This window comes from Pseudoselenomonas caprae (assembly GCF_008271345.1).
GTDB lineage: Bacteria > Bacillota > Negativicutes > Selenomonadales > Selenomonadaceae > Selenomonas_A > Selenomonas_A caprae.
The window spans coordinates 80,738-100,583 of the sequence record NZ_VTOZ01000009.1 but is presented as its reverse complement, the minus strand read 5'-3'; the positions used below and the strand labels follow the sequence as shown (position 1 = coordinate 100,583).

Genomic DNA, 19,846 nt, shown 5'->3' with positions numbered 1-19,846 from the left:
ATAGCCAACGGATTTTTTGCACATATTCACGATCCTATACAGCCCAACCGAAGCACTCATTTGAGCGCTTTGGTGATATTCTGCAGATATTCCATAAGGATGCGCTCATCTTCGTAGATCTGGCGTCCCTTCTTGGTCACGATGCCCGAATTGATATAGAACGGCTCCGTCAGCGGTATCACGACGAGATGGTCATCCGGCAGGATGGCCTGCCGTGTCAGGAACGTCGATACAATGCCGCTCTTGACGAGCGTCTTGATGGTATGGAGGTAGGGCGAATAATGGACGATATTTGCCTTCCTGTCTGCCTTGGCAAACAAATCATGCACCATATGATAGACAAAGAAATTGCTGTCGAGCATGACCAACGGCTCCTCAGCGAAATCTGCAAACGACACCGACTCACGCTCGGCCAGCGGGTGTTCCGGATAAGTGACGAAGCAGCATTCGCAGGTAAACAGCTTCTGATAGTTGAGCTTGTTGCTGAAGCCGCTCTCGTAGTTTGTCAAGGCGATATCGAGCTTCTCATCCTCAACCATATGCAGGGCACTGATGCCACCTGACTCGATGATGTCGAGCCGGATTTCCGGGTGCAGCCAACGGAAATCGCCAAGGACCAATGGCAAGAACTGGGTACCGAGCTGCAGCGGCAGTGCCATGCGGATATGGTTGCGGTTATGCGCCATATCCTGGATCTCTTCTTCCAGCTGGTCCATCTGGTCAAGAATGTGTTTGACTTTGCCAAGTAATTTACTGCCATCATGTGTGATGATGATCTTACGCCCCTCGCGGTGGAAAAGATTGAGTCCTGTCTCTGTCTCCAATGCCTGCATGGCGACGCTGATTGTCGGCTGGGATACATGCAGGTGCTCTGCTGCCTTAGTGATGTTCTGCCACTGGCAGACCTCATAGAAATAGCGCATCTGGATAATCGTCATTGCCGCGCCCTCCCTGTCTGATTCCGCAAATACTCTCTTGTTTCAAGTATAGCATATGCTAATAGAAAAAAGCTATATATTATCAAAACAAGGTATTTCACAAATAAAAACGGCCATGTCATAATATGTATAAATCCAGTGGTTAAGTAAGAATAAATCTTATGTATGACTTTATTTTGTAAAGGAGCGGTTTATGATGAAAAGCATGTGGGAAAAACACGTTGAGAGCTATACGAACGACCTCATGGAAGCTACTTCTGACTACATGAAGAGCTATGAAGTCCGTCCGGGCATCTATTCCAATGTCGATCCGTCCAAGCTCATGGACGTCAACGCTGCTGATTTCGACGTAAACCGCAGCTAAGATTTCTCTCTTCCTTTCCATAAATACAATACAACACAACATCACATCTGGAAATGCGCCCGATTCCCCTCGGGCGTTTTTTTCGTGCCAAAAGCCCCTGACCGCCATTACACGACGGTCAGGGGCTTTTGGCTGTATCTATCAGCCTTGTGCACTAGGGGCAGGCTTGGCTGGCGGCTGTCCGCCATCCTCCATAGAGCTCTTCGAGGAGAGTTTGCTCTTCTGCTCCGTGATGAATGCCTGCATGATGATGAACACGCAGAGCAGGGCACCGACAACAATCTTCGTCCACCAAGCGGAAAGCGTTCCCTGGAAACTGATGAAGGTCAGGATGACGCCCTGGATCAGCACACCGACAAGCGCACCAGGGATGAAGCCGACACCGCCAGTCAGCAGCGTGCCGCCGATGACCGAGGAGGCGATGGCATCCATCTCCATGCCCAGACCATGCAGGTTATAGCCAGTCAGCATGATGAGGCTATAGGCCAGACCACCCAGCGACGAGCAGAAGCCCGAGATAGCATAGACCATGACCTTCGTGCGGAATACCGGCAAGCCCATGAGCGCTGACGACGACTCACTGCCACCGATAGCAAATACTGTGCGGCCAAATTTCGTGAAGCCAAGCACGATAGCCGCCACGACAATCGTCAGCAGCGCCACGATAGCGCCGATCGAGATGAAGCCCACGCCGACATCGACACGATAGCTTGCCAGCGCCACCCAGGTCGGATTCTCGATCTGGATCGTATCCTGCGAGATGACGGCCGTGAGGCCGCGGCAGAAGAACATGCCCGCCAGCGTGATGATGAACGGCTGCAGATCGAACTTCGAGATGATATAGCCCTGCGCTGCGCCGAAGACCGTTCCCATGACCATGACGATGAGCACACACAGGCCAAGTGGCAGGCCCGTATTGGCCAGCAGCCACGCGAGCACCATGCAGACCAGTGCCAGCACGGCACCGACTGACAGGTCGATCCCCGCGATGATCAGCGTGAACGTGATACCCACCGTGACGATGATCAGCGCCGCATTATCGATGAAGAGATTCAAGAAAACCTGCGGCCGCATAAAGCCCTTATACATGGCAATACCTGCACCATAAAGAATGGCAAACAGGAGCACTGTGACGAAAAATGAGAAATATTTGGATGCTATGATGTCATTAAGTCTGTTTCTCATGGCTGCTCCACCACCTTTCCATCAACCAACTTTTTTGGGCGCGGTTTCCCCGCTGCCCGCCGTGCTTTCCATGCATCGAAAAGCTCCTGGGCTTTTTTCGACTGGATCAAGCAGATGATGATGACCGCGATTGCCTTGACAACCGGCAGCTGGTCAGCAGAAACACCGAGCGCATACATTGTCGTTGTCAGCGTCTGGATTGTGATAGCACCGATGACCGAACCACCGATGTAGAACTTGCCACCCGAAAGCAGCGTACCACCAAGGGCAACAGCCAGGATGGCATCCATCTCCATGTTGAGGCCGGCATTATTGGCATCGGCTGCGCGGATCAGGGAACTTTCAATGAGGCCCGAGACGCCCGCGCAAAGCCCCGAAAACGCATAGACAAGGAAGATGACCAGTGTAACGTTGATGCCCGCATATCTGGCCGCCGTCGGATTGATGCCGACCGACTGGACAAAGAGCCCGATACTCGTCTTCTTCATCAGCACTGCTACCAGCAAGACCATTGCGAGGGCAATGAAAATATTTGTCGGCAGCGGCATGCCCGGCAAAAAGCCAGCAATATACTCAAATGGTTTATAGTAGACCGTGATGATCTGGCCCTCCGTCATGAGCTGTGCCACACCACGGCCAGCCGTCATGAGAATCAGAGTAGCGACAACGGCCTGGATCTTGAACTTAGCGACCAAAAGGCCGTTCCACATGCCGCAGAGGACACCAACGCCAACAGCAGCAAGCATTGCCATTGCCATCGGCATCTGAGCTACACCATCGCCACGGCCGCCAATCATCGTGCAGACCACAGCAGCCGAGATGGCTACCACAGCACCGACGGAAATATCGATACCGCTCGTCGCAATGACGAAAGTCATGCCCAGCGCCAGGATAATCAACGAACAGGAACGGTTAAGGATATCGATGAGACGGCCATACAGCCTGCCATCCTCGGTCAGCTGTATCGACAGGAACCCATCGACGAAAATCGTGTTGAATACCAGCAGTACCAAAAGGGCTACTACCGGCAGGAAAAGCGAACTTCCTGAAAACCTTTTCAGCATATCCATCAGGCTGCACCTCCCGCAATTGCTTTCATGACGCCATCCGAACTGATGTCATCGCCCGTGAGTTCTGCCACCTTACGACGGTCACGCATGACGATGAGTTTCGTGCAGGTACGGACCATCTCATCCATCTCCGACGAGATGAACACGACCGACATGCCACGCTGCTTCGCCAAGGCAATCGCCATCTTCTGGATTTCCGTCTTCGTGCCGACATCGATGCCGCGCGTCGGCTCATCGAGGATAAGCAGGCTCGGCTGCGTCGCAAGCCAGCGGGCAATGATGACTTTCTGCTGATTGCCGCCCGACAAGTTCTTGACGAGCTGCTCGCGGTCGGAAACCTTGATTTTGAGCAGCTTGATGCAATCATCTGCAATCCTGCACTGCTCTTCGTAGGGGATATGGCGCATGATACCATCCTTCGCCTGCATCGCGAGGATGATGTTCTCACGCACCGACAGGTCGCCGATGATGCCTGAGAGCTTGCGGTCTTCAGGACAGAAGCCGATCTTCTGCTCCATGGCATCCATCGGGTTCTTGAGATTGATTTTCTTGCCATTGATGCTGATGGCGCCCTTGCTGATCTGGTCGATGCCAAACAAGAGATCCGCCGTCTCGGTGCGCCCAGAACCCAAAAGCCCTGCAAAACCGATGACCTCGCCCTTGTGGATGGTCACGTCCACCTCGCGCAGCTTGCCAACGGCGCCAATCCCCTTAGCATCGAGGAAGACCTCCTCCGACGGCGTGCTCTTCTCTGCGAATTTGTCCATATCCTTGACATCACTGAGCTCCTTGCCGACCATCTTGGCGATGAGCTCCAGGCGCGGCAGCTTCGCTACCTCATAGGAACCTACCAGCTCGCCGTTGCGCAATACGGTGATATGGTCGCAGATCTCATAGATCTGATCGAGGAAATGGGAGATGAAGACAATCCCCATGCCCTGCTTCTGCAACTGGCGCATGATCTTGAACAGATGCGCCGTCTCCTCCTCGTTGAGCGAGGAAGTCGGCTCATCGAGGATCAGGATCTTCGCATCGACATCGACAGCGCGCGCAATGGCGATCATCTGCTGCAGGGCGACCGAATAGTTGTCGAGTGTCTTTGTCACATCAATATGAACATCCAACTTTGCGAGGAGTTCCTCGGACCGCTGGTTGATTGTTTTCCAGTCAATGAAACCGTGCTTCTTCGGCTCGCGGCCAATGAAGATATTCTCTGCCACCGTGAGGTTCGAGCAGAGGTTCACCTCCTGATACACCGTCGAAATGCCACACTCCTGGGCCTCCTTCGGCGTCTTCGGTGAAATGGGCTTGCCATTCATGACGATGGTACCACCATCGCGCTGATAAACACCCGTAAGTACCTTGACCAGCGTCGACTTGCCGGCGCCGTTCTCTCCCATCAGGGAGTGGATTTCCCCGGCGTGGAGCGTGAAATTGACGTTCGATAGTGCCTTGACGCCCGGGAATACCTTATCTATATACCGCATCTCCAATAGAGCTTGTGCCATGATCTTCACTCCTAACCAGGAAACTCAATACACTCGGAATCAGTTATAAACCACACGGATAAGTCCTGAATTGTTCCTTTTGGATCTATCTGCGGATAAAAACAGCCGCGTCCGAACTCATACGACGTACGGGCGCGGCCTGTTTATCCTAAGCTGCGTATTTGGATTGATTGGAAAGGGGAATCAATTAATATTTGCGCTCTGGGAGCGTCTTTGCTGCGACATCTGCCGGGAATACGCCCTCATCGACATAGACGAGTTTTTCGACTTTCTCGCCAGCGAGGATCTTCTTAGCCGTCTCCATGAGCAGCGGTCCCTGCAGCGGGTTGCACTCAACCGTGCAGTTTGCTTTGCCATCGATCATAGCCTGGAACATGCCTTTGACACCATCGATGGAAATGATCGTGATATCTTTGCCCGGTTTCAGACCAGCTTTCTCGATTGCCTGGATAGCACCGAGAGCCATGTCATCGTTGTGAGCGAAGAGGATGTCGATTTTCGGACCATAGGATTTGAGGAAGGACTCCATGACTTCCTGGCCTTTCTGGCGGGTGAACTCACCAGTCTGGGAAGCGAGGATGTTGTACTTGCCTGCATCAGCTGCTTTAGCCATTGCATCTTTGAAACCTTCCTGACGGCGGATAGCTACGGAAGAACCAACCGTGCCCTCAAGAATTACGACATTGTACTGGCTGCCGCCATCACGCGGGGTCTTTTTCTCTTTAGCCATGTACTCATCGATCCATTTGAAGACGTTGTTGCCTTCTTTGACAGAGTCCGTACCGATTTTAGCAACGTAGAGGGAATCATCGCTGAGTTTGACATCGCGGTCAACAACGATAACCGGAATCTTCGCATCTTTTGCTTCTTTGAGCACCGTGTCCCAACCGGTTTCAACGATAGGAACGAAAGCGATGATATCAACGCCCTGTGCAATGAAGGAACGGATAGCCTTGATCTGGTTCTCCTGTTTCTGCTGTGCATCCGAGAACTGCAAGTTGATACCTGCATCTTTAGCTGCCTGTTTGATGGATTCCGTATTGGCCGTTCTCCACTCGGATTCCGCTCCGATCTGTGAGAAGCCCATCGTTATCTGCTTGCCGCCAGAGCCTGAGCCCGAGCCGCTTCCACTGCTTGCGGACTGTCCGCCGCCACAACCGGCTGCAACGATCATCATGGCTGCTGCCAAAAGTAATGCAATGATCTTTTTCATGTTTTCGTCTCCTTTGCTTTTCGTACTGCCATCAGTACATTATTGTGGGCTCTGCCCGGAACCAGCCTTCCCGCTTGTCCACCTCGATTCTCCGGGAGTGATTCCTTTTCCGGTTTCAGGAGTTCCGTCTCACTGCTTCTGTTCTCGTGCACAGAAAAGTTTAAAAACAATCCTGTTTATTACAAAAAATCAGACAATAATAGAACCAGCACTGCCCCCAACGGTAACACTCCTTACTTCCAAGCTACAGAACCATTTCGTTCTCTTGCTATTACAATACACTTTCACTCCGCAGTTGTCAATACGTTTTTTATTCTTTGTTTTTGTTTGTGTATGTTTTATTCCTGTTTGTTATCATGTGCACGAACACCAACACACCAGCACGGACGCCACTTCACGCCACTTTGTGTTCGCCTTGGAGACAGCAGAAAAATTTTTCCGCACGCCGCCTTGCAAAAAAAATAACTGTGCTCGTGCAGGATTCCCCTTCCCCCACGACGAAACTATATTCCTATCATCCATTTATGGACCCCATTAAGAAATCATAAATGTACATTATATATAAAGCGAGGTGCCCTTTATGGTTACTATCAAACAAATCGCCGAACTCTGCGGCGTTTCCCGGGGAACCGTTGATCGTGTCCTCAATAACCGCGGCAACGTGAAGCCCGAAAAAAGACAACTCGTGCTCGATACCGCCAAACAGCTCAACTATCAGCCGAACCCCGCAGGCAAAGCGCTGGCCGCCCGCAAGAAGAATCCCATCGTCGGTGTGCTCATTGCCTCCGAAGGTGTCCCCTTCTTCGACGATGTGCTGCTGCCGATGCGCAAAGCCGCCCTCAAATACGAGAACTACGGCATGAAAGTCCTCTGGCGCAGCATGCGCGGCTTCAATGTCGACGAGCAATGCGGCATCATCGATGAACTGGCGCAGGAAGTCAACGCGCTCATCATCAACCCCGTCAATGACAAACGCATCATCGCCAAGCTGGACAATCTGGTGACACAGGGGATATTCGTCGTGACCATCAACAACGACGTCGATACCTGCCGCCGCCACTGCTATGTCGGTACAGACTATCTGCAGGGCGGACGCACAGCTGGTGCCCTGCTCAAGATGATCGCGCCGCCAGGCATCCATGCCGGCGTGCTGATGGGATCGCAAAGCATGCAGGGCCATCGTGAACGCCTCAAGGGCTTCCTAGAGGTACTCGAGAAGACCGAGGGCTTCGAGCTCATGGGCGTCCGCGAGAACGACGATGATGACATGATTTCCTACGAGGAAACCCGGCAGCTTTTAGCCGAACATCCCGAGACCAATGCGCTCTTCATCATCTCCTCCGGTGCCTACGGTGCCGCCCGCGCCGTGGTCGCCCAGAACCGCCGCGACATCGTGATGGTGGTCTTCGATACGATCCCCTCAACGATACGGATGATGCGCGACCACATCATCCAGGCTGCCATATACCAGCACCCACGCCAGCAAGGCCGACGTGCCATGCAAGTGGTCTTTGACTACCTCGTCAACGGCATCAAGCCAGAACACGAAAAATACATCATGCGCAACGAAATCCGCATCCTCGAAAACGTTGTCGACTAAATACACAAAAATGGAGCTGAAAAAACAGCTCCATTTTTCTATGCAAAAATACTCTTCACGCTGAACAAACTGCAAATCCCCAAAGCAAAAAGGGAATCTGCCGCCTCCGATTTCAAGCCAACAGATTCCCTCTTTTCAGCAGATTTCTACGATATCCATGCCCAGCATGATCCCGAGCTCACGGATCTGCTCGGTCGTCAGATGGAAGCTCAACACGGTATGATGGCCGCCACCAGCCTGGATCCATGCCGTAGAGCCCTCTTTGAGCCCTACCGTCGGCGTCCAGAGCTGCTTAGCCACCGGCAGATGCGGCGTCTCCGCCTCAGCCTTGCGGCAGTCCACCGGATAGTATATCAGCCGGAAGCCCTCGCGGAAATCAGCCACCGTGACATCGACAGCTGCCCCGTCAGCCCCCGTGAACACCAGACGAGCGGGATCGTCCTTGCCACCGATGTCGAGCGGGTGCACTTCGACCTTCGGTTTGTCACTTGCGATAGTCGGATCGACCTCAAGCATATGCGCGCCCAAAATAGCCTCGTGCCCCTTGCGCAGGTCGAGGGTATAGTCCTCCATGAAGACCGTACGGTCATTGCGGGCCATGATCTTGAGCAGGCGCGTGAGTGCGGCATGCTTCCAGTCGCCCTCTGCACCAAAGCCATAGCCATCACGCATCAAGAGCTGCGCTGCCAGTCCTGGCAGCTGCTTCAAGCCCTTGAGATCCTGGAAATTCGTGCAGAATGCACTATACCCGCGGTCATCGAGGAATTTCTTGATGGCAATGTATTCGCGCAGCTGATAGCGCACGGATTCCGTGAAATGCTCCGCGCTATTATCCTGCGGATTCAAGTCATACTCCGCCTTGAGCTTCTCATAAGCCACATCGATATCCTTCTCATCGACAGCATCCACGACATCGACAAGTTCGCCGACCGGCCAGTAGTCAACCGTCCAGCCCAGCTGGATCTGCGCCTCGACTTTGTCGCCCTCGGTGACGGCAACATCGCGCATCGTATCGCCAAAGCGGCAGACACGGATCTTGAAGCTTTCATTATAGGCCACAGCCACATCCTGCCAATCGGCAATCTCCCGCTGCACTTCCTCATCGCCCCAGAAGCCATAGACAATCTTATTGTTGAGGCCGAGACGAGCGTTCAGATAGCCGTATTCCCGATCACCATGAGCACTCTGGTTGAGGTTCATATAGTCAAAGTCGATCGTCGCATACGGAATCTCATTGAGGTACTGCGTCGCCAAATGCAGCAGCGGTTTCTGCAGCAGTTTCGTACCGCGGATCCAGTTCTTGGCCGGCGAGAAGGTATGCATCCAGGTAATGACACCAGCTACCTCATCGTGATAGTTGACATCCTTCATGAACTGCGTGATGCCATCAGCCGTCGTCATGACGCCCTTGCAGACCACCTTGTACGGCAGCTTGCCACTCGCATTGAGCTTATCCACGATGTCCTGCGTATCACGCGCAACATTCTTGAGCTGCTCCTCGCCGTAGAGGAACTGGCTGCCAGCAACGAACCAAAATTCATAGTTAGGTACATTCAACATAAGTGACCGACTCCTTTGTACTATAAAATATGGATTACTCATCTACATCAGCGATGGCTGCCGCTGCAATCTCTGCCGGCAAGCCGCTGCGATAAGCCTTGATGAAGCGATCTGCCCCCTCGCGGCCAGCGGCCGTCGGTGTGCAGGTCGTGCTCTTTACGCCACGGAATACCTCCTGATCGAGGAAATCCGCTAACGGCTTGCGGCTGTCCTCGGGCTCCGCCGCATAGACGGCCAATAAAGCCATCCCCCAAGGGCCGCCCGCATCGGCCGTCTCCATGATCGTGATCGGCATGCCGAGGAAATCCGCCAATGCCTGCTGCGCGATTTCCGGTGTCTTGAACAAACCGCCTTGCGCAATCATCCCCGCGGACTCCACCTGCTCTTCGCCAGTCAGGATATCCATGCCGATGCGCAATGGCGCAAAGGCACCATAGAGCTGCGCCAGCAGGAAATTCCCCAAGTTCATCGCACTGTGCGGCGTGCGGACAAACAGTGGCCGCCCGCTCTCGATGCGCGTGATATTCTCGCCCGACAGGCAGCTGTAATTCACCAGCCCACCAGCGTCCTTGCGGGCTGCCTTGACGGTTCCCAGCAGCCTGCCGTAAAGCTCCGCCGTCGTTACGGTTGCGCCCACGGCTTTGGCTACATCAGCAAAGATACCCATCCAGGCATTGAGGTCTGACGTGCAGTTATTCGTATGCACCATAGCCACTGGCGCTCCATCCGGCGTCATGACAATGTCGATATCCTGATGCACCGCCTTGAGCGGCTGCTCCAGCACATTCATCGAGAAAGCCGACGTGCCGACTGAGATATTGCCCGTGCATTTGCGCACGGCATTCGTGCTGACCATGCCCGTACCGGCATCGCCTTCCGGCGGTGCCATGAGACTTCCCGGCTCCAACTTCCAACTCACATCGAGCATCTTCGCACCATAGTCCGTAAGCCTGCCTGCCTGCTCACCCGCGACTTTAACGGCTGGCAGGATATCCTTGAGCTTCCATGGCTGCTTTTCTACCAGCTCCAGCTTATCAAATATCGCTAACCGTGCCTCATCATATGTCCCGGTCGCCGGATCGATGGGGAACATGCCCGATGCATCATCGATGCCCAGCACCTTCTCCCCTGTGAGCTCCCAGTGCACATAGCCGGCCAGTGTCGTCAAAAAGCCGATGTCACGTACGGATTCCTCGCCATTCATGATGGCCTGATATAGATGGGCAATGCTCCAGCGCTGCGGGATATTGAAGTCAAACGCCTTGGTGAGCTCATCCGCGGCAGCTGCCGTGATATTGTTACGCCAAGTGCGGAACTCCGCCAGCTGCGCTCCCTCCCGATCAAAAGCCAGATAGCCATGCATCATAGCGCTGACGCCGATGGCACCAATCTTCCTCAATTCAATGCCATAACGCGTCTGCACCTCAGCAGCCAGATTCTGATAGCACCGCTGTATGCCCTCCCATACTTCATCGAGCGAATACGTCCAGATACCATCCTTCAGCGTGTTTTCCCAGCCGTGACTGCCACTGGCGACCGTGCGGAAATCCTTTGTAACGAGCACGGCTTTGATGTTCGTCGACCCCAGCTCCAGTCCCAGCGCGGTATCACCAGCCTCAATGCTGGCCCGAATCTCTTCTTCATTCATTGCTAGACACCTCTCACACTGCATGTGATCCTACATTCGATTGTGCGTATTGCATCGCCTGATAGATGTGTATGCTCTCCACGGCCAGCGCTTTGTTCCCTTCGGCACCGGTGAGCTGATCTTCCGCATGGATCAGAAGCAGCAGCTCCTTGCCGCTCAACGACAATATTTCCTGCATGAGACTGGTATGGATCTCGTGCCCGATATCAGCGTGGCCGTCACCGGTTTCCAGCAGATTCTTCGCCTTGTCGAAATCCCTGTTGCGAGCCGCATGAATCGCCTTTAGATAGCTGAGTCTTGCGTCATTCGCCGCTTTTAGCATCTTCTGCAGCAGTAGTTCACGAGAAGCTTCCATCCTCATATTCTCCCTTCTTGCACGGAGTGATTGTCCTGCGCTCTTTGTGTCCGAGCACATCTATTGACTAAACTATAGCATTGTTATCCTATTTTGTCAATATCTTTATTATTTATATCTTATTTTATCGTATCCTTTATCTGCCAATGGCCGCAGCCATAGAAAATTGATCCGCATACATGCCAGACAACCTGCAATTCCTATAAGAAAAGCCCGCTGGCTCCATGTTTCTGAACCAGCGGACTTCTCCGGGGAACTTATATCTGTATTTCAGAGGTTAGCAGATTTCTACCAAATCCGTGCCCAACATAACCGCAAGGTCATGCAGCTGGGATTCTTTGATTGAGAAGCTCAATACCGTATGGTGGCCGCCGCCAGCTTCGAGCCAGCGGGTTGCGCCTTCCTTGAGGCCGACGGTCGGCGTCCAGAGCTGTTTCGCTACTGGCAGATGCGGCGTCTCAGCCTCAGCCTTGCGGCAGGTGACTGGATAGCTGATGATGCGGAACCCGTCGCGGAAATCAGCGATCGTCACATCGATGGCATCGCCATCAGCGCCAGTGAATACCAGGCGTGCCGGATCATCCTTGCCGCCGATATCGAGCGGATGGACCTCAACCTTCGGCTTATCGCTGGCAATCGTCGGGTCAACCTCAAGCATATGCGCACCAAGGATAGCTTCATGGCCTTTGCGCAGATCGAGCGTGTAATCTTCCATGAATACCGTCCGGTCATTATGCGACAGGATTTTCAGCAAACGCGTAAGCGCGGCATGTTTCCAGTCGCCTTCCGCACCGAATCCATAGCCATCACGCATCAGGAGCTGTGCGGCAAGACCTGGCAGCTGTTTGAGCCCCTTGAGATCCTGGAAGTTCGTGCAGAATGCCGTATAGCCCTTCTCATCGAGGAACTGTTTGATGCCCAGATATTCACGCAGCTGATAGCGTACCGATTCAGCGAATTTCTCTTCGCTGTTATGCTGCGGATTCAGCGTGTAGTCACGCTGCAATTTCTCATACTCAGCATCGATGGCCTTCTCATCGATTGCATCGATGACATCCACCAGCTCGCCGACTGGCCAGTAGTCGACCGTCCAGCCCAGCTGGATCTGCGCTTCGACCTTGTCGCCCTCGGTGACGGCAACATCGCGCATCGTGTCGCCAAAGCGGCAGACGCGGATCTTGAAGCTCTCGTTATAAGCTACGGCAACATCCTGCCAGTCAGCAATCTCCTGCTGCACTTCCTCATCGCCCCACCAGCCATAGACGATCTTGTTGTTGAGACCGAGGCGGGCATTCAGATAGCCATACTCGCGGTCGCCATGGGCACTCTGGTTGAGGTTCATATAGTCAAAGTCGATTGTCGCATACGGGATCTCATTGAGATACTGCGTTGCCAGATGCAGCAACGGTTTCTGCAGGAGTTTCGTGCCGCGGATCCAGTTCTTGGCCGGCGAGAAGGTGTGCATCCAAGTGATGACACCAGCCACCTCATCGTGATAGTTGACCTCTTTCATGAAATCCGTGATGCCATCAGCCGTCGTCATGACCCCTTTGCAGACAACTTTATACGGCAGTTTGCCGCTTGCGTTGAGCTTTGCCGTCATATCCTCTACATCGCGGGCAACATTGCGGAGCTGCTCCTCGCCATAGAGGAACTGGCTGCCAGCTACAAACCAAAACTCATATTCTTTCGTCTCTAACATGATAATTCTTCCCTTCGCTTGTTCTGAAAATACGGTATCTGCTCAGCGATGCGTGACACCACTGTTTGACTTGGCATTATTCTGCCCATAGTAGGCATTGGCACCATGCTTGCGATAGTAATGCTTATCGAGCAGGAACTGCGGTACGCGTTCATCCGCCCGCGTGAGCTGCAGCGCATGGTAGTTCATCTCCGCCACGACATCAAGGATCTTGGCCGTCTCCACGGCTTTTTTCGGCGTCGGCCCCCAGGTGAACGGGCCATGCTGCTTGACGAGCACTGCCGGGACAGCATCGGGATCGATGCCCAGTTTGCGGAATGTCCGGACGATGACATGACCGGTATTCTCCTCATAGGCTCCCTCGATTTCTTCCTTGGTCAGGGCCTCGGTCACCGGCACATCACCGTAGAAGGTATCGGCATGCGTCGTGCCCAGCGCCTCGATTGGCAGCCCGGCTTCGGCGAACGATACCGCCCACGAAGAATGCGTATGGACAACAGCCCCGATATTCGGGAACTCCTTATATAGCACCAGATGCGTCATCGTATCGCTCGAGGGATTCATCTCACCTTCCACCACATGGCCCTCCATATCGACGACGACCATGTCCTCCGCCTTGAGATCCTCATAGGGAACTCCCGACGGCTTGATGACAAAGAGTCCCTGCTCGCGATCGATTCCCGAAACATTGCCCCAGGTAAAGGTAACAATGCCGAGCTTCGGCAGCATCATATTCGCCTCATAGACTTCTTGCTTCAACGCTTCTAACATGATAAAAGATCCTTTCTTGACTGGAAATCCTGACTATGACCTGCTCAGGCCGTCTCCTTGACAGCCGTACCGGCCTTTTTCTCGACAGCCAAGCCGGCCTGATATGCCTTGATGAAGGCCTGGCAGCCAGCTACGCCCTGCGCATTCGGCGTGAGCGTCGAGCTCTCCGGATGGCGGAAGACATGGCGATCGAGGAAGTCGGCCAGCGTCTCCTCCGGCATGCCCCATTTGGCAAAGACCGCCAGCACAGCCATGCCCCACGGGCCACCTTCGCCCGCTGTCTCCATGACCGTGATGGGTATCCCCAGTGCATCGGCAAGCACCTGCTGGCCGATGACTGGCGTCTGGAACAAGCCGCCCTGCGCGATCATCACATCGGTCTTCACGCCCTCCTCACGGACGAGGATATCCATGCCGATCTTGAGGGGTGCAAAGGCTGCATAGAGCTGTGACAGCATGAAATTCGCCAGATTCATATGGCTGTGCGGCGTACGCAGGAAGAGCGGACGGCCCTGCACGACGCGCGTGATGTTCTCACCCGACAGGCAGCTGTAATTCAGCAGACCGCCGGCATCCTTATCAGCCAGCCGCGTCTGGTTGAACAGCAGGCCGTAGAGCTTATCGGGTTTGAGCCCATGTCCCATCGCCTCAGCAAACTCGCCAAAGAGCGAGACCCAAGCATTGAGATCCGACGAGCAGTTATTCGTATGCACCATGGCAACGGGAGCACCATCCGGTGTCGTGACCATGTCGATATCCTGATGGACTTCCTTGAGGGGCGCATCGAGAACGTTCATCGAGAACGCCGAAGTACCGACAGAGATATTGCCCGTGCGTTTGCGGACACTGTTCGTACCGACCATGCCAGTACCAGCATCACCTTCCGGCGGTGCCATCAGGCTGCCCCATTCGAGCTTGCCCGACGGGTCGAGCAGACGCGCACCTTCTGGCGTCAGCACGCCGGCTTTTTCCCCGGCTTTGAGGACCTGCGGCAGTATCGCCTTGAGATCCCAGCTGTACGGCTGTACCTTTTCCAACTGCCCAAATTTTGCCAGCATGGCAGCATCGTAATCGCCGGCCACACTGTCAATCGGGAACATGCCCGAAGCATCACCGATGCCCAGTACCTTCTCCCCTGACAATTTCCAATGGATATAGCCAGCCAACGTCGTCAGGAAATCGATCTTGCCGACATGCTCCTCGCCATTCAGGATTGCCTGATAGAGATGCGCAATGCTCCAGCGCTGCGGGATATTGAAGGCAAACTCCTGCGTCAAGGCATCGGCAGCCTCCCCCGTGATGTTGTTGCGCCAAGTACGGAAGCCAGCCAGCTGGCGTCCCTCGGCATCAAAGGGCAGATACCCATGCATCATCGCACTGACGCCGATAGCACCGATTTTGGTGAACGATACATGATAGCGGCTGCGCACGTCGGCTGCCACCTGCGTGAAACAGGTCTGGATACCAGCCCAGGCACGGTCAAGATCATACGTCCAGATGCCGTCCTCCAGCTGGTTTTCCCACTCATAGCTGGCCGACGCCAATGTCTCGCAATTTCTGTTCACGAGCACAGTTTTGATTCTTGTCGACCCCAGCTCAATACCAAGGGCCGTTTCGCCATTTTCAATGCTGGCCGCATTCTTCATAAGTTCCATCAGTAGTCCCCCATAGTCATTTCCAGCTTCGACGCCTCAATGCATCAGTACAGGCTTTGCATCCTCTGCCTCGCCATGGCGAGTACCAGCAGCCTCAATCTCCTCCAACGTATGGCCACGGGTCTCCGGCACGCAATTGCGGATGAAGGCCACACCAAGCAGGCAAATGACACCGAAGATGGCAAACACAGCTGCCTGCGAGATCGTAGCCGTCATGATCGGGAACAGCAGGCCAACAAGGAACGAACCGATCCAGTTGAACGAAGATGCCATACCCGAAGCACGGCCACGGATAGCCAGCGGGAAAATCTCACCGACGATGACCCAAGTGAGCGGAGCCCACGTAAAGGAATAGAACGCTACATAGATGCAGAGGAAGAAGACAATCATCATCGGATCCATGCCCGGGATCAGGCTGTTGAGCACTGCCGGCAGGATGAAGGACAAGCCCATGACCGTACCGCCTACCGTCAGCAGCGTGCGGCGGTTGAAGCGATCGGCGATTCCCAAGAATACCAAAGAACCAAGTACGAGAATGATACCCTGGATGATCGGCCACATGAGCTGCGAGCTGGCAGCCTGGCCCGTAGCCTGCTCCACAATCATCGGAATATAGTAGAAGATAGCGTTAGCACCCTGGAACTGCTGGAAAGCAGCAACACCAACACCAGCAGCAACGAGATAGCGGTATTTGTTCGAGACAAGTGTAGAAAGTGAAGTAGACTGTTTTGCCTGCTGTTCATCACGAGCCGTAGCCTGGATGTCGGCCAGCTCAGCTTCAACCTCGGACTCGGGACGGATGCAGGCCAATACCTGACGCGCCTCAGCCAGCTTGCCGCCACGGACAAGGAAACGCGGCGATTCCGGCAGGTGCAGGACGCCGAAGAACAGGATGACAGCCGGGACAGCCGCCAAGCCGAGCATCAAGCGCCAAGCGATCATTTCCGGCATATCCTTGAGCAGGTAATCAACCACATAGGAAAGCAGCATACCAGATACGATCATGGTCTGATTGATTCCGGACAAACTGCCGCGCAGCCGTGCTGGCGCCATCTCCGACATATAAGCCGGAACCAATGCCGATGCTGCACCAACCGCTAAGCCCAGGAGCGTGCGCACAGCAATGAGATACAATGTACCATCCTGTGGTGCAATACCAGACAGAACCGAACCAATGATAAAGATAAGTGCAGAAAGCAGGATCATCTTGCGGCGGCCCAGACGGTCTGAGAGCTGGCCAGCCAGAGCGCCACCGAAAATCGCACCAAACATGACGGCTGAAGTGATCCAGCCGATGACGCTTGCATTCCCCTGCAAGCCCCAATCATTCTGCAGGAACGGCAGGGCACCGGTCATGACGCCGATGTCGTAGCCAAACAAAATGCCACCAAAGGAACCAAAGAAATATATGAACTTGCTAGAAATCTTCTTGCCTGCACTTTTACCTGTGCTTGTTTTCATTTCATATCCCCTCCATATAGGTTTTAAGTGGTATCTTTTAAATTGTGTTCGAGCACATTTCATGGTCTTAATATAGCACACGTATATCATTCTGTCAAATTTTTTATTGCTATTTATTTATTACAAATTTATAAGAACGTGTAGTATATTCTGACAATTAATGTAGGAAGCATTCCCGGAATCATCCGGGAACACCTTATTCCGGCGACTCATCGATAGCGATGATCCTGCCAGCCTGTACATCGACCAACCCGCGGTCACTGAGCTTGAGCTCAGGAATGACCGGCAGACTCAGGAAAGCCAGCGTCAGGAACGGATCGTATTCACGCCGCACGCCGAGCGCATAGGCCAGCTCCTCCATCTGCTTGGCCTTGGCTGCTACCTGTACAGCCGGCTGTGCGGTCATAAGGCCGCCGACAGGAAGCGCCAGACAGCCGCGTACCACACCATCTGCCACGATGGCCACACCGCCGCCACAGGCAGCCAGTGTCCTTATCGCCAGCTGCATATCGCCATCGTTCGTCCCGATGACGATGAGATTGTGGCTGTCATGCCCGATGGTCTGCGCGATGGCACCGCTTTGCAGGCCAAATCCCTTCACCAGCCCCAGCCCAATCCGCCCAGTCCCCTTATGGCGTTCGCATACAGCCAGTTTCAGTATATCCTGGGCAGGATCGGCAGCAGCCAGGCCATTCTCTGCCGGCACCTGCATAAAGCGCCTTTTGGTCAGCAGCTGCCGCGGAACCAGCTCGATGACATTTGCCTCCTCACCAGTCACTGGCAGCGCCAGCGAAAAGCCATCATCGGCTGCCAGCCGCACGGAATCCTCCAGCCGCTGCGGCACCACCTGCGGGGCATAGTCCTGCCAGAATGATTCCACAGGCTGGCCCTGCTCAGCAGCCAAACGGCCCTGCGCATATACCTGCACAGGCACCCAAGCCTTGAAGTCTTCAAACACCAGCAGATCCGCCCGGCGGCCTGGCGCAATGACACCACAGTCTTTGAGCCCGAAGTACCGCGCCGTATTGACCGTAGCCATCTGCAAGGCCTGGGAGACAGGTATCCCCTTAGCTACTGCCTGCCGCACCATCGCATTGATGCCGCCCGCTTCCAGCAGGTCCCCCGGATGGCGGTCATCGGTACAGAAGCAGCAGAAGCTGCTGTTTTCCAGCGTCACCACAGGCAACAGGGCATCAAGATTGTGCGCGGCCGAACCCTCGCGGATCAGCAGATACATCCCGGCAGCCAGCCGCTCTTCTGCCTCCTCTGGCGTCACGCACTCATGGTCGGACAGGATGCCAGCAGCGGCATAGGCCATCAAGTCTTTTGCCGCCAGCTGCGGTGCATGCCCATCGACCAGACCCACAGTCTCCACCAGTGCGAGCTTCTGCCAGACCTTCTCATCACCAGCGAGCACCCCTGCCATGTCCATCATCTCGCCCAGCCCTAGCACCTGTGGCGATGCCAGGAACGGACGCAGCTCTTCCGCCGTAAGGCAAGCCCCATTGTCCTCCAAGGCCGTTGCAGGCACACAGGACGGCAGCATGAACCTGATATCGATGGGCAGCCTTTCCGCTGCGTCCATCATATAGCGGATGCCCACACAGCCTGCTACATTGGCTATCTCATGCGGATCGGCTACTACCGTTGTCGTGCCCTTGGGCAGCACGGTCCGCGCGAAGCCATGCGGCGTCAGCATCGAACTTTCGATATGCACATGCGCATCGATAAAGCCTGGCGTCACGTACCGGCCCTGCAGATCGACTTCATTTGGCCCGGAATATTGGCCGATTCCGGCGATATAGCCCTGGCTGATCGCAATATCGCAAGGCTTGAAGCTTCCCGTGAAGCCAGCAAAAACCAAGCCGCCTTTCAATACGAGATCCGCAGACTCCCTGCCCTGCGCCACGCGCATAAGTTTTTTCTTATCCATCGCTGTTCTCCTGCAAGATTTCTCTTTCCAAGAACTTCGCCAGGCCATCTTCCGCATTGGCGGCTGTAACATCCGTCGCCAGCTTCTTGATCGCCTCGGGTGCATTCCCCATGGCGACACTGCGGCCTGTCAGTTCCAACATCTCGGTGTCGTTGTAATTATCGCCAAAGGACAGTGCCTCCTCCGGTGTCAGCCCGAAGTGCTCCAGCATCACGGCAATGCCGCTGGCCTTCGATACCGACGCGTCCATGATTTCGAGCAGGAACGCTGCCGAGCGGACCACATGGAACATCGGGAACCGTGCCGACAGCTCCGCTTCCGCCCGCTCACACAGCTCTGGCTCAGCCATCAGCAGGATCTTATGCGGGACTTCGCCAGCTTCCAAGCGCTCATGGAAATCAGCGGCTTGCGGCTGGGCAGAAGTGATGCGCACCTCTGTCTGCACGCGTTCATTCGCCACATCTTTGACATACCAGTGATGGCCAGCATAATAGTTGACCACAGCCTCTTGATATTCCGAAGCCAAGACATCCAGCAGGCGCGCTGTATCCGCCCCATCCATCGTCACACTGCCCAGCTCCTCGCCCTCAGCGGTAAGCGCCAGGGCGCCACTGTAACTGATGATGGGAATCGTGATGCCAATGGCTTCTGTCAAAGGATAGATTGCTTCCGGCATCCGAGCCGATACAAGCACCAGCGGTATATCCTTAGCCAACAGCTTCTTGACAGCCTCTGCCGTGACCGGACTGACCTTGCTCTCCGGCGTCAAAAACGTCCCGTCGATATCCGAAAATACAATTTTTACCATAACTCCCGCCCCCACTTTTGTTTTTGTTTATAAGTATACTTTCCTTTCTATGAAAGAACAATTGATATCTGTCAC

General features: G+C 54.4%; 16 protein-coding genes. 2 read left to right on the top strand and 14 right to left on the bottom strand.

Features of this window, described 5'->3' with window-relative positions:
• Window positions 1–56: 56 nt before the first annotated feature.
• Window positions 57–938, bottom strand: coding sequence for a LysR family transcriptional regulator (locus FZ041_RS06040; protein WP_149188913.1), 882 nt, complete (start codon window positions 936–938; stop codon window positions 57–59).
• A gap of 193 nt (window positions 939–1,131) precedes the next feature.
• Here FZ041_RS06040 and FZ041_RS14430 point away from each other — a divergent pair, with 193 nt between their 5' ends.
• Window positions 1,132–1,302, top strand: a complete 171-nt coding sequence (locus tag FZ041_RS14430; protein ID WP_173371985.1) for a hypothetical protein — start codon at window positions 1,132–1,134, stop codon at window positions 1,300–1,302.
• A gap of 141 nt (window positions 1,303–1,443) precedes the next feature.
• Here the strand turns inward: FZ041_RS14430 and yjfF are convergent, their stop codons facing one another.
• The 4 genes from yjfF to FZ041_RS06020 form a co-directional block, all read right to left on the bottom strand.
• The gene (yjfF, locus tag FZ041_RS06035; protein ID WP_075442883.1) at window positions 1,444–2,487 is read right to left on the bottom strand and encodes a galactofuranose ABC transporter, permease protein YjfF; all 1,044 of its coding nucleotides are present in this window, start codon (window positions 2,485–2,487) and stop codon (window positions 1,444–1,446) included.
• Window positions 2,484–3,557 carry an ABC transporter permease gene (locus FZ041_RS06030; RefSeq protein ID WP_149188912.1) on the bottom strand — a complete coding sequence of 358 codons (1,074 nt, stop codon included), beginning with the start codon at window positions 3,555–3,557 and terminating at the stop codon, window positions 2,484–2,486. Before FZ041_RS06030 ends, yjfF begins: the two co-directional genes overlap by 4 nt.
• Entirely contained in the window at window positions 3,557–5,065 is a 1,509-nt protein-coding gene (locus FZ041_RS06025; RefSeq protein ID WP_075442881.1) for a sugar ABC transporter ATP-binding protein, read from the bottom strand. The genes FZ041_RS06030 and FZ041_RS06025 overlap by 1 nt, the downstream gene beginning before the upstream one ends.
• A gap of 187 nt (window positions 5,066–5,252) precedes the next feature.
• The gene (locus FZ041_RS06020) at window positions 5,253–6,278 is read right to left on the bottom strand and encodes an ABC transporter substrate-binding protein (RefSeq protein WP_149188911.1); all 1,026 of its coding nucleotides are present in this window, start codon (window positions 6,276–6,278) and stop codon (window positions 5,253–5,255) included.
• A gap of 580 nt (window positions 6,279–6,858) precedes the next feature.
• Here FZ041_RS06020 and FZ041_RS06015 point away from each other — a divergent pair.
• Window positions 6,859–7,878 carry a LacI family DNA-binding transcriptional regulator gene (locus tag FZ041_RS06015; RefSeq protein ID WP_075442879.1) on the top strand — a complete coding sequence of 340 codons (1,020 nt, stop codon included), beginning with the start codon at window positions 6,859–6,861 and terminating at the stop codon, window positions 7,876–7,878.
• 135 nt (window positions 7,879–8,013) lie between these two features.
• Here FZ041_RS06015 and araA (FZ041_RS06010) read toward each other — a convergent pair whose 3' ends face one another.
• The 9 genes from araA (FZ041_RS06010) to FZ041_RS05970 form a co-directional block, all read right to left on the bottom strand.
• Complete coding sequence (araA, locus tag FZ041_RS06010; protein WP_149188910.1) at window positions 8,014–9,438, bottom strand: L-arabinose isomerase; 1,425 nt, start codon at window positions 9,436–9,438, stop codon at window positions 8,014–8,016.
• Window positions 9,439–9,472: 34 nt separating this feature from the next.
• Window positions 9,473–11,086 carry a xylulokinase gene (locus FZ041_RS06005; RefSeq protein WP_149188909.1) on the bottom strand — a complete coding sequence of 538 codons (1,614 nt, stop codon included), beginning with the start codon at window positions 11,084–11,086 and terminating at the stop codon, window positions 9,473–9,475.
• 13 nt (window positions 11,087–11,099) lie between these two features.
• On the bottom strand, window positions 11,100–11,441 hold the full coding sequence (locus FZ041_RS06000; RefSeq protein ID WP_075442902.1) for a PTS sugar transporter subunit IIA: 342 nt from the start codon (window positions 11,439–11,441) through the stop codon (window positions 11,100–11,102).
• A 277-nt stretch (window positions 11,442–11,718) separates the two neighbouring features.
• Window positions 11,719–13,143 carry an L-arabinose isomerase gene (gene araA / locus FZ041_RS05995; protein WP_075442876.1) on the bottom strand — a complete coding sequence of 475 codons (1,425 nt, stop codon included), beginning with the start codon at window positions 13,141–13,143 and terminating at the stop codon, window positions 11,719–11,721.
• A gap of 42 nt (window positions 13,144–13,185) precedes the next feature.
• Window positions 13,186–13,914, bottom strand: coding sequence for an L-ribulose-5-phosphate 4-epimerase (locus FZ041_RS05990; RefSeq protein ID WP_075442875.1), 729 nt, complete (start codon window positions 13,912–13,914; stop codon window positions 13,186–13,188).
• A 44-nt stretch (window positions 13,915–13,958) separates the two neighbouring features.
• Window positions 13,959–15,569: a xylulokinase gene (locus FZ041_RS05985; protein ID WP_149188908.1), complete on the bottom strand. Its 1,611-nt coding sequence runs from the start codon at window positions 15,567–15,569 to the stop codon at window positions 13,959–13,961.
• Window positions 15,570–15,605: 36 nt separating this feature from the next.
• Window positions 15,606–17,030 (bottom strand): sugar porter family MFS transporter, encoded by a 1,425-nt coding sequence (locus tag FZ041_RS05980; protein WP_149188907.1) that lies wholly within the window; start codon window positions 17,028–17,030, stop codon window positions 15,606–15,608.
• Between the two features lie 196 nt (window positions 17,031–17,226).
• On the bottom strand, window positions 17,227–18,963 hold the full coding sequence (gene ade, locus FZ041_RS05975) for an adenine deaminase (RefSeq protein WP_149188906.1): 1,737 nt from the start codon (window positions 18,961–18,963) through the stop codon (window positions 17,227–17,229).
• Window positions 18,956–19,771: a Cof-type HAD-IIB family hydrolase gene (locus FZ041_RS05970; RefSeq protein ID WP_075442871.1), complete on the bottom strand. Its 816-nt coding sequence runs from the start codon at window positions 19,769–19,771 to the stop codon at window positions 18,956–18,958. The genes ade and FZ041_RS05970 overlap by 8 nt, the downstream gene beginning before the upstream one ends.
• Window positions 19,772–19,846 lie beyond the last annotated feature (75 nt).

Coding starts and splice junctions, on each gene's coding strand:
- FZ041_RS06040 (WP_149188913.1), bottom strand. CDS start 938: ATGACGATTATCCAGATGCGCTATTTCTATGAGGTCTGCCAGTGGCAG.
- FZ041_RS14430 (WP_173371985.1), top strand. CDS start 1,132: ATGATGAAAAGCATGTGGGAAAAACACGTTGAGAGCTATACGAACGAC.
- yjfF (WP_075442883.1), bottom strand. CDS start 2,487: ATGAGAAACAGACTTAATGACATCATAGCATCCAAATATTTCTCATTT.
- FZ041_RS06030 (WP_149188912.1), bottom strand. CDS start 3,557: ATGGATATGCTGAAAAGGTTTTCAGGAAGTTCGCTTTTCCTGCCGGTA.
- FZ041_RS06025 (WP_075442881.1), bottom strand. CDS start 5,065: ATGGCACAAGCTCTATTGGAGATGCGGTATATAGATAAGGTATTCCCG.
- FZ041_RS06020 (WP_149188911.1), bottom strand. CDS start 6,278: ATGAAAAAGATCATTGCATTACTTTTGGCAGCAGCCATGATGATCGTT.
- FZ041_RS06015 (WP_075442879.1), top strand. CDS start 6,859: ATGGTTACTATCAAACAAATCGCCGAACTCTGCGGCGTTTCCCGGGGA.
- araA (WP_149188910.1), bottom strand. CDS start 9,438: ATGTTGAATGTACCTAACTATGAATTTTGGTTCGTTGCTGGCAGCCAG.
- FZ041_RS06005 (WP_149188909.1), bottom strand. CDS start 11,086: ATGAATGAAGAAGAGATTCGGGCCAGCATTGAGGCTGGTGATACCGCG.
- FZ041_RS06000 (WP_075442902.1), bottom strand. CDS start 11,441: ATGGAAGCTTCTCGTGAACTACTGCTGCAGAAGATGCTAAAAGCGGCG.
- araA (WP_075442876.1), bottom strand. CDS start 13,143: ATGTTAGAGACGAAAGAATATGAGTTTTGGTTTGTAGCTGGCAGCCAG.
- FZ041_RS05990 (WP_075442875.1), bottom strand. CDS start 13,914: ATGTTAGAAGCGTTGAAGCAAGAAGTCTATGAGGCGAATATGATGCTG.
- FZ041_RS05985 (WP_149188908.1), bottom strand. CDS start 15,569: ATGGAACTTATGAAGAATGCGGCCAGCATTGAAAATGGCGAAACGGCC.
- FZ041_RS05980 (WP_149188907.1), bottom strand. CDS start 17,030: ATGAAAACAAGCACAGGTAAAAGTGCAGGCAAGAAGATTTCTAGCAAG.
- ade (WP_149188906.1), bottom strand. CDS start 18,963: ATGGATAAGAAAAAACTTATGCGCGTGGCGCAGGGCAGGGAGTCTGCG.
- FZ041_RS05970 (WP_075442871.1), bottom strand. CDS start 19,771: ATGGTAAAAATTGTATTTTCGGATATCGACGGGACGTTTTTGACGCCG.